General features: G+C 70.9%; 13 protein-coding genes and 1 pseudogene. 9 read left to right on the plus strand and 5 right to left on the minus strand.

Features of this window, described 5'->3' with window-relative positions; genetic code table 11:
- Positions 1-343: 343 nt before the first annotated feature.
- On the plus strand, positions 344-892 hold the full coding sequence (locus ACXN5W_RS10395) for a hypothetical protein (RefSeq protein WP_473157990.1): 549 nt from the start codon (positions 344-346) through the stop codon (positions 890-892).
- A 32-nt stretch (positions 893-924) separates the two neighbouring features.
- Here ACXN5W_RS10395 and ACXN5W_RS10400 read toward each other — a convergent pair whose 3' ends face one another.
- From ACXN5W_RS10400 to dnaA, 5 genes are all read right to left on the minus strand, one after another.
- The gene (locus ACXN5W_RS10400) at positions 925-1563 is read right to left on the minus strand and encodes a DciA family protein (RefSeq protein WP_473157991.1); all 639 of its coding nucleotides are present in this window, start codon (positions 1561-1563) and stop codon (positions 925-927) included.
- 85 nt (positions 1564-1648) lie between these two features.
- Positions 1649-2779, minus strand: a complete 1131-nt coding sequence (gene recF, locus ACXN5W_RS10405) for a DNA replication/repair protein RecF (RefSeq protein WP_473157992.1) — start codon at positions 2777-2779, stop codon at positions 1649-1651.
- Between the two features lie 27 nt (positions 2780-2806).
- Positions 2807-3685 (minus strand): phosphogluconate dehydrogenase (NAD(+)-dependent, decarboxylating), encoded by an 879-nt coding sequence (gene gnd / locus ACXN5W_RS10410; protein WP_473157993.1) that lies wholly within the window; start codon positions 3683-3685, stop codon positions 2807-2809.
- Between the two features lie 36 nt (positions 3686-3721).
- Positions 3722-4855: a DNA polymerase III subunit beta gene (gene dnaN, locus ACXN5W_RS10415; protein WP_473157994.1), complete on the minus strand. Its 1134-nt coding sequence runs from the start codon at positions 4853-4855 to the stop codon at positions 3722-3724.
- A gap of 695 nt (positions 4856-5550) precedes the next feature.
- Positions 5551-7524, minus strand: coding sequence for a chromosomal replication initiator protein DnaA (dnaA, locus tag ACXN5W_RS10420; protein ID WP_473157995.1), 1974 nt, complete (start codon positions 7522-7524; stop codon positions 5551-5553).
- Between the two features lie 843 nt (positions 7525-8367).
- On the opposite strand from dnaA, the gene rpmH reads away from it, so the two are divergent.
- The 8 genes and pseudogenes from rpmH to ACXN5W_RS10460 all read left to right on the plus strand — a co-directional run.
- Positions 8368-8505, plus strand: coding sequence for a 50S ribosomal protein L34 (rpmH, locus tag ACXN5W_RS10425; protein ID WP_095567445.1), 138 nt, complete (start codon positions 8368-8370; stop codon positions 8503-8505).
- A gap of 37 nt (positions 8506-8542) precedes the next feature.
- Complete coding sequence (rnpA, locus tag ACXN5W_RS10430; RefSeq protein ID WP_473157996.1) at positions 8543-8953, plus strand: ribonuclease P protein component; 411 nt, start codon at positions 8543-8545, stop codon at positions 8951-8953.
- 44 nt (positions 8954-8997) lie between these two features.
- Complete coding sequence (gene yidD, locus ACXN5W_RS10435; RefSeq protein ID WP_473158053.1) at positions 8998-9237, plus strand: membrane protein insertion efficiency factor YidD; 240 nt, start codon at positions 8998-9000, stop codon at positions 9235-9237.
- Between the two features lie 6 nt (positions 9238-9243).
- Positions 9244-10311, plus strand: coding sequence for a membrane protein insertase YidC (yidC, locus tag ACXN5W_RS10440; RefSeq protein WP_473158054.1), 1068 nt, complete (start codon positions 9244-9246; stop codon positions 10309-10311).
- Positions 10312-10527: 216 nt separating this feature from the next.
- Positions 10528-11226, plus strand: coding sequence for a Jag family protein (locus ACXN5W_RS10445; protein ID WP_473157997.1), 699 nt, complete (start codon positions 10528-10530; stop codon positions 11224-11226).
- Entirely contained in the window at positions 11227-12090 is an 864-nt protein-coding gene (rsmG, locus tag ACXN5W_RS10450; protein ID WP_473157998.1) for a 16S rRNA (guanine(527)-N(7))-methyltransferase RsmG, read from the plus strand.
- A gap of 441 nt (positions 12091-12531) precedes the next feature.
- Positions 12532-13848: a ParA family protein gene (locus ACXN5W_RS10455; protein ID WP_473158055.1), complete on the plus strand. Its 1317-nt coding sequence runs from the start codon at positions 12532-12534 to the stop codon at positions 13846-13848.
- Between the two features lie 22 nt (positions 13849-13870).
- Positions 13871-13978 (plus strand): annotated as a pseudogene (locus tag ACXN5W_RS10460) (ParB/RepB/Spo0J family partition protein); the annotation flags it as partial.
- Between the last annotated feature and the right edge of the window lie 65 nt (positions 13979-14043).

Raw genomic sequence — 14043 nt, forward strand, 5'->3', positions numbered from 1 at the left:
TCGGTGTCGGCCCGGATGGGCGGTCCGGGCCCCCGCCCGCGCCGCCAATTTGGGGTCGACACCTCGTCTCGCCCTCAATCCTACTGTGCCGGGACGACAGAATGCCCACTCGGCACCGCTGGAGAGGCACCTCAGATCGCCGTAGCGCCCCGAACCGTCCGGGGCGCTAATCCCCCTACAGGCACCGGCTCGGATCAAGGTCGCTCGAACGGCCGCCACCGGCTCGCCGCGACCGGCCCCGGGGTCGCGGCGACCCTGGGCCGTGCCGTAACTTTGCGTGGCCCCCCGTGGATCTGGCGGTCGAGCAGGACCGATCCGTACGCGCTGGAGAAGGTGACGCCCAATGGGGCTGGACAACGTCGCGGTGCAGTGGCCACGTACCGGCCGATTCTACGATCCCGTGGCTCCGGCCGAGTTCGTCGACTTCGGTGACCTGGCTGAGGCGCCGGATGTCGCCGCGCCGACCGCCGCGCTGGCCGGCTACATCGCCAAGACCGGTTCGGTACGGGCCACCGCGTACACCGAGTTGGTGGACCTGCTGCTGGGGCTGGACGGCGTGCTCCACGCCACGGAGGCGGCGGCCGAGGACGAGGACCCGGTGATCGACCCGGACGGTTGTGCCTGGATCGCCGGCGGCCTGGAGCGGTTCGTCAACGGGCACCGGGGCGAAATCGTGACGTTCGACACGGTAACCGAGGTACTCCAGGCGACCCTGTCCGGCGGCCGGCTCGCGGAGCAGCAGCTGCGCTGGCTGGACCAACGGCTCGACGCGCTCCGCGACGATTCCGGGGCGGCGCCGCAGTGGAGCTTCCCGCGTTCCGAGTTGGCGGTGCTGGCCGGCTTCTACCGCCGGTGCGCCGACCGCGGCTTCGCGATCTACGCCGACTCCTGATCGGGAAGCGGTCGCTTCCCTTCCTCGCCCCCTCAGCCGTAGGTGTCGCGCGGGCCGCGACCCCGGACCCGGCGCGGACCCCGGGACCAGGACGGGGCCGCCGGACCGTGGATGTTCAACCGGCGCACCACGTCGTGTCCGACCACGGTGGCGATCTGACGGAGCAGGGACCCGCTCAGCAGCCGTAGCTGGGTGGCCCAGGCGGTGGACTCGGCCTCCACGGTCAGCTCGCCGTCGACCAGTTTGACCGGCCGGCTGTGCTCGGCGATGTCCGCGCCGACCACCTTCGCCCAGGAGCCGAAGACCGTGGCCTCGGCGGTGGGCCGCTGCCAGCCGCGGGCCTTCATCAACCGCGCCAGCACCGTGCCGAGCAGTTGCGGGTCGCGCGGGTCGGGACCGGGCCCGGAGTAGCCGCGCGGACGCCCGCGCCGAGTCCCCGGACCGCCGCGACCGGTCGGGTCGGTCCCCGTGCCGTCGGCTTCGGCCGGGTCCGGCGAGCCGGTTCCGGTCCGCCGCCGCGGCCGGGCCGTCTGCCGCCGCGCCAGCGCCGCCTCCAGCACGGCCCGGGCCAACTCCGGCCCCGCCGCCCCCGCCTGTCCCGCCCCCGCGCCGCCCCCCGGCTCCCCACCATCGGTTCGATCTGGTTGATCATGAGGTTGACTGCGCGACACGCCGGACGGACCCCCGGTAACTTCATGATCAACCCGGGGGGGGCGAGGGGTGGGGGGGTGAGGGGGTGGGGTGGGGGGTGGGGGGTTAGTTGGCATGGTGGACCGTGCCTTCGGCTACGTCGAAACGGGCGCCGCGTAGCGCCGCGGGTACGTCGTCGGCGACCGCGCACGTCACCAGCAGCTGGGCGGCGCCGCCGACCAGGCCGGCCAGCCGGTCCCGGCGGCCGGTGTCCAGCTCCGCGAAGACGTCGTCGAGGGCCAGCACCGGCTCGATGCCGTCGGCCCGGAGCAGTTCGTACGCGGCCAGCCGCAGCGCCAGCGCGTACGACCAGGACTCGCCGTGGCTGGCGTACCCCTTGGCCGGCAGCGGACCGAGCGCCAGGTGCAGGTCGTCACGGTGCGGACCGACCAGGGTGACGCCGCGATCCACCTCGCTGGACCGGGCTTCCACCAGCGCGGTCGCCAGCGCCGACCCGATCGCGGCGCGATCCGGGCCGTCGTCGGGCAGCTCCACCGACGGTCGGTAACCGATGGTGGCACCGTGCCGGCCGGCGGCCACCGCGTCGTACGACTTGGCCAGGTGCGGGGCGAGCGCGGCGACGAGTTCCAACCGCCCGGCCAGCAGCTCGGCGCCGTACTGCGCCAGGTGGACGTCCCAGACGTCCAGCGTGCTCAGGTCGCCCCGCCCGCCACCGGTCTTCCGGGACAGATACGCCGTACGCAGCAGCGCGTTGCGCTGTTTGACCACCCGCTCGTAGTCGGCGCGCACCCCGGCGTACCGGGGGGCGCGGGCGACCAGCAGTTCGTCGAGGTACCGGCGGCGCTCGGCCGGGTCGCCGCGGACCAGTTCGAGGTCCTCGGGCGCGAACAGCACCAGCCGGAGCGCCCCGAGCACGTCCCGGGCACGACGCACCGGGGACCGGCCGAGCCGGACCCGGTTGGCCTTGCCGGGCACGATCTCCAGCTCCACGAGCAGCTCCCGGCCCTCGTGCTGGATCGCGCACCGGATGACGCCGGCGGTGGCACCGGCCCGGACCAGCGGGGCGTCGGTGGCGACCCGGTGACTGGACAGGTTGGCGACGTAACCCAGCGCCTCGATGAGGTTGGTCTTGCCCACCCCGTTGGGGCCGACGAAGACGTTGCCTCCGGGTTCGAGGTCGATGCCGACCCGTTCGTACGACCGGAAGTCGACCAGTTCCAGCCGTCGGACGTGCACAGCGGACCTCTCTCGTTACGCCGCCGGTCAGCCGTCGGCGGGGGTGACGGCGTGGCCGCCGAACTGCTGGCGCAGCGCGGCCACCGCCTTCAACGCCGGCGAGTCGACCTCCCGGGAGGCGAAGCGGGCGAACAGCGCGGCCGCGATGACGTTCACGGGTACGGCGAGCCGGATGGCCTCGTCGACGGTCCACCGGCCCTCGCCGGTGTCCTCGGCGTAGGCCCGCAGGGCGACGAGCCCCGGGTCCTGGTCGAGGGCCCGGTCCATGAGGTCGAGCAGCCAGGACTTGACCACGCTGCCCTCGCGCCAGGACTTGATCGTGCCCGGCACGTTGGTGACCAGTTCCGACTTGGTGAGCAGTTCGTAGCCCTCGGCGTAGGCCTGCATCAGGCCGTACTCGATGCCGTTGTGCACCATTTTGGCGTAGTGTCCCGCGCCGACCGGTCCGGCGTGCACGAACCCGAACTCACCCTCGGGCTTGAGCGCGTCGAAGATCGGCATGAGCCGGCCGACGTGTTCCTCGCTGCCACCGGCCATGATGGCGTAGCCGTTCTGCCGGCCCCAGACGCCACCGGAGACGCCGGCGTCGACGTATCCGATGCCCCGTTCGGCGAGGCGCTCGGCGCGGGGGCCGTCCTCGCTGAACCGGGAGTTGCCGCCGTCGACGACGACGTCGCCTTCGCCGAGCAGTCCGGCCAACTCGTCCACGGTGGCGTCGGTCACGGCGGCCGGCACCATGATCCACACTGCGCGCGGAGCGGAGAGCTTCTGCACCAGCTCGGCCAGGCTCGCCACGTCGCTCACCTGTGGGTCGCGGTCGTAACCGACCACGTCATGTCCGGCTGAGCGCAGTCGCGCCCGCATGTTGCCGCCCATCCGGCCGAGACCGACGAGGCCAAGCTGCATGTCCAGTTCCTCCCCAGAGCTGACGGATCAGCGATGTCAGCGGCTGACCCGGATCGGCATGATGAGATACCGGTACCCCGGGATGACCTCGCCATCCTCGGATGCCGGGGAAATCACAGCCGGCTTGAAGGCGTCCACGAATGACAGCCGGGCGGTCGCCGCGCCGAGATTCTGAAGCCCGTCGATGAGATACTGCGGGTTGAAGCCGATCGTCATGGGTTCGCCGGTGAAGGTCGCGTCCATGGCCTCGCTGGCCCGCGCCTCCTCGGTGCCACCGGCCTCGACCACGAGCCCGTCCGCGCTGAAGCTGAGCAGGACCGGCGTGGTGCGCTCGGCGACCAGGGCCACCCGTTTGACCACCTCGACCAGGGCGGCCACCGGCACCCGGGCCTCGGCGTTCGAGGTGGCCGGGAACAGGGACCGGACCGGCGGGTAGTTCGCGCCGTCCAACAGCCGGCTGGTGGTCCGGCGGGTGCCACCGGCGAACCCGATCATCCCCTCGCCGGCACTGCCGTGGGCGAGGGCCAGCGTCACGTCACCGCCGAGCGGGCCCAGGGTCTTGGCGGTGTCGTTGAGGGTCCGGGCGGGTACGAGGGCGTTGATGCTGATCTCGGGGTCGTCCGGCTGCCACTGCAGCTCGCGCATCGCCAGCCGGTACCGGTCGGTCGCGAGCATCACCAGGTTGGACCCGTTCAGCTCGACGCGTACCCCGGTCATCATCGGCAGCGTCTCGTCCCGGCCGGCCGCGATCGCGACCTGGGCGACGGCGGTGGCGAACGCCGCCGCGTCGATGGTGCCGGCGCTCTCCGGCATCTCGGGCAGGGTCGGGTAGTCCTCGACCGGCATGGTCGGCAGGGTGAAGCGCGCGCTTCCGCAGACCAGTTCGAGATGGGCGCCGACGGCCGCGATGTCCACCGGCTTGGCCGGCAGGGCCTTGGTGATCTCCGCGAGCAGTCGACCCGAAACCAGGGCCGCGCCGTCGGCGTCGCCGTGTACGTCGACGGTGACCTGGCTGGACACCTCGTAGTCGAAACCGGAGACCTGCAGGGTGCCGTCGGCCACGCGGAGCATCACACCGGCCAGTACCGGTACGGACGGGCGGCTGGGCAGGCTCTTGGCCGTCCATGCCACCGCATCGGCGAGCGCGTCGCGCTCCACTCGGAACTTCATGCCCTGCCTCCGCCTCGACGTCAGCGACCACTGTCTCATGCCGGCGACGCTGCACCGGCCCGGCCAACCGTGCGGGTCTGCCTCGCACCTTAGGACGCGGGGGCATCGGCTGGGTACCCGACCCGGCGACCGCCCGCCAGATTGTGACCCATCGGGGCACCGGCTGGCCAATCCACAGAATGCCCAACGCCGATGATTGCTTTTTGTTCTCTTGAAGAGATAACTCATCGTCTTCATCGGTGCTGTGCAAACTGTGGAAAACTCGCGTAATCCCAGGTCAGCGCGTTGCGGGGCGGTGGGTTGCCTGTGGACGGGGCGGGGAAAAACCCCCTTCGTCATCCACAGCCGGCGACCGTCCCCACGTTGTCCACCTTCGTCCACCGGTTATCCACCGGTTATCCACCGGGTTTCTCCCCAGTGTTGTGGACAACGTTTCCTCACCCAGAACCGGTTCATCCACAGAACCTTCAACAGCTCATGCACAACGCAACATAATTCTGTGGACGCCTGTGGACGACCGGCCCGTCATCCACAGGCTCGTCCCCAGCTTTTATCCACAGCCTGTGGACCGCAGTCGTCCGCTCACCATGAGTTATCCACACTGGTGGACAACCACCTGTGGATGGCTGTGGACAGCTGTGGACGAAGCGCTGAGAACTGGGGACAAAAATTCCCGGGGGACGAGACGCCCAGGGTCAGGAGGTCTGCTTGATCCGGTTGGTCAGCTCGGCGATCTGGTTGTAGAGCGACCGACGCTCGGCCATCTGCTGCCGGATTTTGCGGTCGGCGTGCATCACCGTGGTGTGGTCGCGGCCGCCGAACGCCTGTCCGATGCGCGGCAGGGACAGGTCGGTCAGCTCCCGACACAGGTACATGGCGACCTGCCGGGCGTTGACCAGGACCCGGGACCGGGAGTGGCCGCGCAGATCCTCGAGGCTCACCCCGAAGTAGTCGGCGGTGGAGACCATGATCTGGTCCGCGGTGATCTCCGGCCCGGCGCCGTCGGGAATGAAGTCCCGCAGCACCTCCTCGGCGAGCGACAGCTCGACGGTGGACCGGGTGAGGCTGGCGAAGGCGGTCACCCGGATGAGGGCACCCTCCAGCTCACGGATCGAGTTCGACACCCGCGAGGCGATGAACTCCAGTACGTCCGGCGGCGCGAACAGCCGTTCCTGGGCGGCCTTCTTCTGCAGGATCGCGATCCGGGTCTCCAGGTCCGGCGGCTGGATGTCGGCCAGCAGGCCCCACTCGAAGCGGGTCCGCAACCGGTCCTCCAGGGTGGCCAACTGCTTCGGCGACCGGTCGGAGGTGATGACGATCTGCTTGTTCGCGTTGTGCAGGGTGTTGAAGGTGTGGAAGAACTCCTCCTGGGTCCGCTCCCGGTTCTCGAGGAACTGGATGTCGTCGATCAGGAGGATGTCCACGTCCCGGTACCGGCGCTGGAACGCGCTGGTCTTGTCGTCCCGCAGGGAGTTGATGAAGTCGTTCGTGAACTCCTCGGTCGAGACGTACCGCACCGAGCGCGCGTTCCCGAGGGTGGTGGCGTAGTGCCCGATCGCGTGCAGCAGGTGGGTCTTGCCCAGCCCCGAGCTGCCGTAGATGAACAACGGGTTGTACGCCTTGGCCGGGGACTCGGCGACCGCGACCGACGCGGCGTGGGCGAATCGGTTCGAGGAACCGATGACGAACGTCTCGAACATGTACTTGGGATTCAGCCGGTTTCCGGGGTTGGCGTCCGGTACGCCGGCCGCCCGTCGCTCACCCCGGGGCGCCAGGCTGTCGCCGTACCGGTGCTCGGGCCGGTCCACCGGGCGCGGATCCGGACGTTGGTCCGGACGCGGGTCGGGTCGGCGGTCGGCAGCGCCCCGACCGGTGGGCGGGACCGGGCGGCGCGGTTCCGGGTACGGCGCCGCGAACAGGGCCTCCTGGCCACCAGACGGTCCGATCCGCGGGGTCGGCTCGGCGGGCCGGACGGCCTGGGCCGAACCGGTGGGCTGCTCCGGAAGCGTCGCCTGGCGGTCGTCCGGCCGGCGGTCCCCCGGGCCCGGCTGGCGGAAGCCGGCGTCGTCGTCGAGGTTGGCCGCCCGGTAGTCCCCGGCCGGGTCGCGGTACCCGCCGGCCTCGTCCCGGTATCCGGGCGGCGCGCCGCCCGGGTCCGGATATCCCGGCACCGCACCGGAGGCGTCGCGATATTCCCCCGGGCTGCGGTACTCCTCGGCGTTGCGGTACTCGCCCGGGCCGCGGTACTCGCCGGTGGCCGGGTCGGGTCGGGTCTCGTCGAGGGCTCCCGGCAGCGCGGCGGTGGGTTCGCGTCCGTCGACCACGTACGGGGTGGGGCCCGGAAAGCCGCTGGGGTCGACGACCACGGCGGTGCCGTAGACGGTGCCGGCCGACCGGCCCGAGCCGTCCTCCGGAGCCCGGACCGTCACCGCGACCTGGATCGGCCGGCCGAGCCGGCGGGAGAGCACCTCGGTGATCGAGGGCCGCAACCGGGACTCGATCACGTCGCGGGTGAAGGAGTCCGGGACGGCGAGCAGCGCGGTGTCCTCGACGATCGCGCGGAGCCGGGTCAGCCGGAGGTACGCGCGCTGCTGGGCTGACCCGATCTCGTCGGCCAGTTCGTCGGTCGTCGCCAACCAGACCGCGGCAAGGTCGATCGTGTCGGCCACCGTCGCGCCACCCCCTAGCCTCTGCGTCCCCCGCGGCCCCGACCGGGTGTCCCGATCGGCAGTCCCGGCCTGTTGCCGCGCTCGAACAGGCAGGATGTCGCAACCACGGTCGACACGTCGACCGCTGTCCACAAGTTATCCACAGCCTGTGTATCGACCGATTGTGGCTCCCCCATCGCACGTTCGTCCGACCCCCACGCGTGTCCCTGGACTCATGACGCGGGCTCACCGTGCGAACGATTTAGAAGCTTGACCGGTTTTGCGTGGTAGCTCCGCTGGCCCCAGACGCAGACCGGCAAACGGGCACGCTAACAGCGTTGTCCACAACCCTTCAACCGCCGGCCGTCCCCGGTTCCCCGCCCCGGTCGAAGGCGGACGGTACGTCCGTTGTAAGGTCACCCGCCGCGTTGCCGCCCCGACAATCCGTATCTCCGGTTCGGAGCGCCGCTCCCGGCGCTCGACCCGCCGTCCGTCCGTCGAACCGGTCCATCGGTCGAACCGGTCCATCGGTCGAACTGGGTCGGTCGGTCGAGTTCCGCCCATCCAGCCAGGGCCATCATCCCCGATTGACCGCGCTGGTACCCGTGCGTAGGGTAAAGCGGCTGCCCTGTTGCCCTCTGCTAGGGTAGTGAGTGCTTGCTGTTCGTGGTGCCCGTCTGTGGCGTCGGACAGCATCAGGACATCTGACAGCACCAGCACACCCGGCACCAAGAGGCACCGGCCAGCATCATGCCGGACCGCACCGAGGTGCCGGACCGACCGGTGACCGCCCCAGCGGCGGTTGACGCCAGACCACCACACGCACCGGCCAGGACCGGGACGTACGAAGACGGAGAGCCTGACGTGAGCAAGCGCACCTACCAGCCGAACAACCGCCGGCGCGCGAAGACCCACGGCTTCCGGCTGCGCATGCGCACCCGGGCCGGCCGTGCCATCGTCGCCAACCGGCGGTCCAAGGGCCGGGCGCGCCTGTCGGCCTGAGCGCCGACCGGCGACTTCCCGCCAGGACGAGGCAGTCGTGCTCTCCGCCGCACACCGACTGCGGCACAGCAGCGACTTCGCCGCGGTGATCCGGGGCGGTCGACGGGCGGGACGCGGCGCCGTTGTCGTCCACCTTCGTACCTCCACACCGGTGGCCAGCGGGTCGTCGGAGTCAGAGCCGGCACCGGCCGGTGGAGCGGAAGAGTCTTCCGCACCACCCCGGGCCGGCTTTGTCGTGTCCAAGGCCGTCGGTGACGCCGTGTGCCGGAACACCGTCCGACGTCGGCTACGCCACCTGGTCCGGGACCGGATCACCGACCTGCCCGCCGGGGCCACCCTGGTGGTCCGGGCACTGCCCGCCGCCGCGGCGGCGCCGTACGAGCGCCTGGCCGCCGACCTCGACGCGGCGCTCGCGGCGGCCCGCCGACCCGCTCGGAGGTCCCGGTGACCAGCATCACGGGGCCCGACGGCACCCCTACGGTGGGTGCCCGAGTGCTGGCAGTGGCCATCGTCGCGTACCGTCGTTGGATAAGCCCGGCACTGCCGGCTCGCTGTCGGTTCTACCCGTCGTGCAGCGCGTACGCCCTGGAGGCGGTGACGCGGCACGGTGCCCTCCGGGGGACCGGTCTGGCGCTCCGGCGGCTGTTGCGGTGCCACCCCTTCCACCCCGGTGGATATGACCCGGTGCCGGAGCCGGGCGGTCGCCGCCGTGTTGACGTGACTGGAGCCTGAGAATTGCTGAGTCTCGACTGGATCTACTGGGCGATCTCATGGATCCTGCTGCGCTGGCATTCGCTGTGGGACGCCGTCGGGGTGTCGGCCGGTCAGGTGATCGGCACCAACTGGGCCTGGATCCTCGCCATCATCTTCCTGGTGGTGACCGTCCGGATCATCCTCTTCCCGATCTTCGTCAAGCAGATCAAATCCCAGCGGGCCATGCAGGCTCTGCAGCCGAAGGTCAAGGAGCTGCAGGAGAAGCACAAGGGTGACCGGGAGACGCTCCAGAAGGAAATGATGGAGCTGTACCGGAAGGAGAAGGCCAACCCGTTGATGGGCTGCCTTCCGATGTTCCTGCAGATCCCGGTCTTCCTCGGCCTGTTCCACACGCTCAAGCGGCTGCATCCCGACAACGTCAAACACAAGACGTCGTACGGCTGGACAGCCGATCAGTTCGACAACGCGACCCACGCGAAGCTGTTCAACGCCCCCATCTCCGGGCGGTTCGGCTCCACGGCGGCTGAACTGGCCAATCTGGGCGCCAGCCCGACCACCGTGAAGATCGTCGCGGGCATCCTGGTGGCGATCATGATCGCCACCACCTACCTGACCAGCCGCCAGATGATCCTCAAGACCGGCTGGGCCGAGGACCCGCAACAGAAGATGGTGCAGCGGTTGATGCTCTACGGCATCCCGGTCTCGCTGCTGGTGTCCGGCTCGATCTTCCCGATCGGTGTGATCATCTACTGGGTCACCAACAACCTGTTCACTCTCGGCCAGCAGCAGTGGGTGCTCCGGAAGTTCCCACCGCCGCCCACCCCGGGCCGGACGGTCGGCAAGGCGACCCCGGCGAAGGCACCCGCGAAGCCGACCGGCCGTGGCCCGGTCAAGCCGGCGCGGGCCGGTGCGACCGCCGGCGCCGGCACCACCGCAGACCAGCCGGCCAAGCCCGCGGGGCTGTTCGGGCGTGGCAAGGCCAACGGCGCGGAGCCGGCCGCTGAACCAGCCTCGCAGTCCCGGGCGTTGGCGCCGAAGCCGGGCGCCAAGCCGGTCAATCCGAAGAAGAACCGCCCGGCGAAGCGTCGGTGACGGGCCGAGGCCGCCGCCGGAATCCGACGGCGCGGCGGCCACCGGGACCGTGCCGCGGCCGTCGCGCTGACGCCGGATCCGGATTCGGCCCCATTGAGCCGGGGTGACGGGCGAGGATGCCCGCGTAGGACGTGCCCGTACAGCACGGCGGTTTCCGCCGGGCTCGGCGGGAACCGCGAGGACCGTACGGTCCCGATCGAATACGGAGATGACACGGTGACCGAGACGAGCACGCCCCGTGCTGAGCAGCCGCTGGACGAGGAGACCGACCTGGCCGTGGCCGGTGTCGGCGAGCCGGATCTGGACGAGGACGAGGACGAGGTCGACGAGGACGACGACGAAGACGCTGAGGACGACGAAGAGGACGACGAAGACGACGACGAAGACGACGAAGACGAGGACGAGGACGGCGCCGAGCCGACCGCGGCGGTGAGCGCCTCGACGGGCCCCAATGACGGCGAACTGTTCCGGCAGAGCGAAATCGCCGCCGACTACGTCGAAGGGCTGCTGGACATCCTCGACTACGACGGGGACATCGACGAGCTTGTCTCCGGCGGTCGGCCGATGGTCGAGGTCGTCGGGGGCCGGCTCCAGGCGCTGGTCGGGCAGCGCGGCGCCACGCTGGAGGCGCTCCAGGAACTGGCCCGACTCGCCGTCTTCCGGCAGACCGGGTCGCCCAGCCGGTTGCTACTCGACGTCGGCGGATACCGCGCCACCCGTCGCAAGGAACTGACGGCCGTGGCCAAGAACGCCGTCGAGAAGGTCCGGGAGTACGGCGAGCCGGTCCGCCTCGACCCGATGAGCGCGTTCGAGCGCAAGTGCGTACACGACGTGGTGAACGCGATCAGCGGTGTTGAGAGCGAGTCGGAGGGCGTCGAGCCCAACCGGCGGATCGTCGTGCGTCCGGTCGACTGAATGAGTGACCCCACGCAACCAGCGGCCGGCCCGGGTTGTAACCCCCCCTGGCCGGCCGCTGTCGGTCCCCCATCAGCCGGGCCCGAGGCCGCTGCCGGTTCCGCGCCCGCCGATCTGCCGCCGGCTGCTGCCGGTCCTTCGTCGGCTCGGGCCGAGGCCGCCCGCGTCCTGCTCGGCGATCGGCTTCCACTCGCCGAGGCGTACGCCGGACTTCTGGCCACGGACGGCGTCGTGCGCGGCCTGATCGGTCCCCGCGAGGCACCCCGGATCTGGGACCGGCATCTGCTCAACTGCGCCGCCGTCGCCGAACTGGTTCCGCCGGGCCAGACGGTGGTGGACATCGGATCCGGCGCGGGGCTCCCCGGCCTGGTCCTGGCAATCGCCCGGCCCGATCTGTCGGTGGTACTCGTCGAGCCGTTGGCCCGGCGGGCCACGTTCCTCACCGAGGTCGTGTCGACGCTCGGCCTGGACGCCACGGTGACGGTGGTCCGGGCCCGCGCCGAGGAGTACGTGAGCGTGAGCGCTCGCCCCGCCGACGTGGTCACCGCCCGCGCGGTGGCACCGTTGGACCGGTTGGCCGGTTGGTGTCTTCCGCTGCTCGGGGTGGGTGGCCGGCTGCTGGCGCTGAAGGGCGCCTCGGCCGCGGCGGAGATCGCCGAGCACGAGGCCGCGGTGCGGCGCCTCGGCGGTGGCGCACCGATGATCCGGAGCTGCGGCAACGGATTGGTCGAGCCGCCGACCACAGTGGTCGAGATCACGCTGGACCGGGCCGTCCCGGGTGTCGGCCGGCGGACCGCCCGGAGCGCGAAGAATGGCCGCGCCGTCAACGGCGGCCGGGGCGGGCGATCCCGCCGGTCCGGCTGAGGTCCACCCGGACCTTCCGGCTCGGGCGCCCCGGCGCTCCGAGCTGGCCTGGCCCTTCCCACCGGCGCGACCAACCGCGACGAGCTGGCGGCTCCCGGCGGTGTCGCGTTCTGTGGTGATCCTGGAGGGTCCGGGTGGCGCCGGATGATTCCTGGCGTACGGGCGGGACGGGCCGGCGTCGGCCGACCGGCTGACCGGCCGGCACCGGCCAGCCGTGGTCTGCGCCGCCCGTCCACCGTAGGCTGACCGCGCGTCGATAGAGTGGACCGAGCGGCGGGCCGCGGCGTCGAGAACCCTGCCGCTCCTCGCCCGGGCCACACGCTTCGCCCGTACGCGGACATCGGAGCGCTGCGGCGCCGACACCCATCCACAGCGGCTGGTAGGGATGACACGGTGCAGGACAACGGTACGTACGACGAGTCGAACGGCGTCCGATCCGGCATGGACCGGGACGCCACTGTTTCACGTGAAACCGGCTTCGACGGTTGGTCGAACGGCGACCGTTCCCGGCTGACCTACCATCACTCCGTCAACGGCGAAGCGGTTCCTCGGCCCCGGGCGACACGGGCGGACGTACCAGCGGAACACTGGCCGGACCGCCACCCGGCGGCCTCCGACAGCCCGACGGTCCGGGTCGATCCCTCGGTCATCATCGTGGAGCCGGCCGGCTCCGCCGCACCGGCCGGGCGGGCGGCGCGACCTGCCGCTGATCCACCGGCACCAGCCGTGGGCCAGGCCGGTGTTCAGCCCCGGCCGACGCCGGACGCTTCGAGCCGGTCGGCGGCCCCGTCCGATGGAGACACCATGTCCACCGGAGAGCCGTTCCCCGCGGATGCGCCACCGAGCGCGTACGTTTCTCCGGAAGCCCCGCCCCAGCAGGATGACGATCCCCCTTTGGCTATGGAGGCATTGCGCGCCGTGCAGATCCTTAATCCGAGTGGCGAGGTGACCATGCCCCGCCCCGACCAGCCTCGGATCATGTGCGTTGCCAACCAGAAGGGCGGGGTCGGTAAGACCACCACCACGGTCAACCTGGCCGTGGCCCTGGCCCTGCACGGCAACCGGGTCCTCGTGATCGACCTCGACCCGCAGGGGAACGCCTCGACCGGGCTGAACGTGCCGCACCACACCGGGGTGCCGGACGTGTACGACTGCCTCATCGACAGCGTTCCGATCGCGGAGGTCGCCCAGCCGGTCGAGGGAATCCCGAACCTCTGGTGCGTACCGGCGACCATCGACCTCGCCGGTGCCGAGATCGAGCTGGTCTCGGTCGTGGCCCGGGAATCCCGGCTGGCCCGCGCGATTGCCGGGCACCCCGAGCCGTTCGACTACGTGTTCATCGACTGCCCGCCGTCGTTGGGCCTGTTGACGGTCAACGCGCTCGTGGCGGCCCGCGAGGTGTTGATCCCCATCCAGTGCGAGTACTACGCACTGGAAGGGCTGAACCAGTTGATCAACAACATCAATCTGGTACGCCAGCACCTCAACCCGGCGCTGGAGGTCTCGACCATCCTGCTGACCATGTACGACCGGCGTACCCGACTCGCCGACGCGGTGGAGCAGGACGTCCGGAACCACTTCGGGGACAAGGTGCTGCGGGCGGTGATCCCGCGCAACGTCCGGGTTTCGGAGGCTCCGAGCTACGGCCAGTCGGTGATGACCTACGATCCCGGATCGCGGGGCGCGACCAGCTACTTCGAGGCCGCCCAGGAGATCGCGGAGCGAGGGGTCCGGGCCACCGCCGGCCGGAATGCCTGAGGAAATGAGTGGGAGGCAGGGCATGAAGAACCGTCCGCGGGGCGGGCTCGGGCGTGGACTGGGCGCGCTGATCCCGACCGCCCCCGTGCAGCCGGTCGGCGCGGCGGACCCCGCCTCCGTCGAGCAGCCGGCCGACGGTGCCCCCGGCTCCGCCGAGTCACAGTCGACCGCCGACCCGACGACCACCTCGTACCG

The sequence above is a fragment of the Plantactinospora sp. A48 genome, from assembly GCF_055793945.1.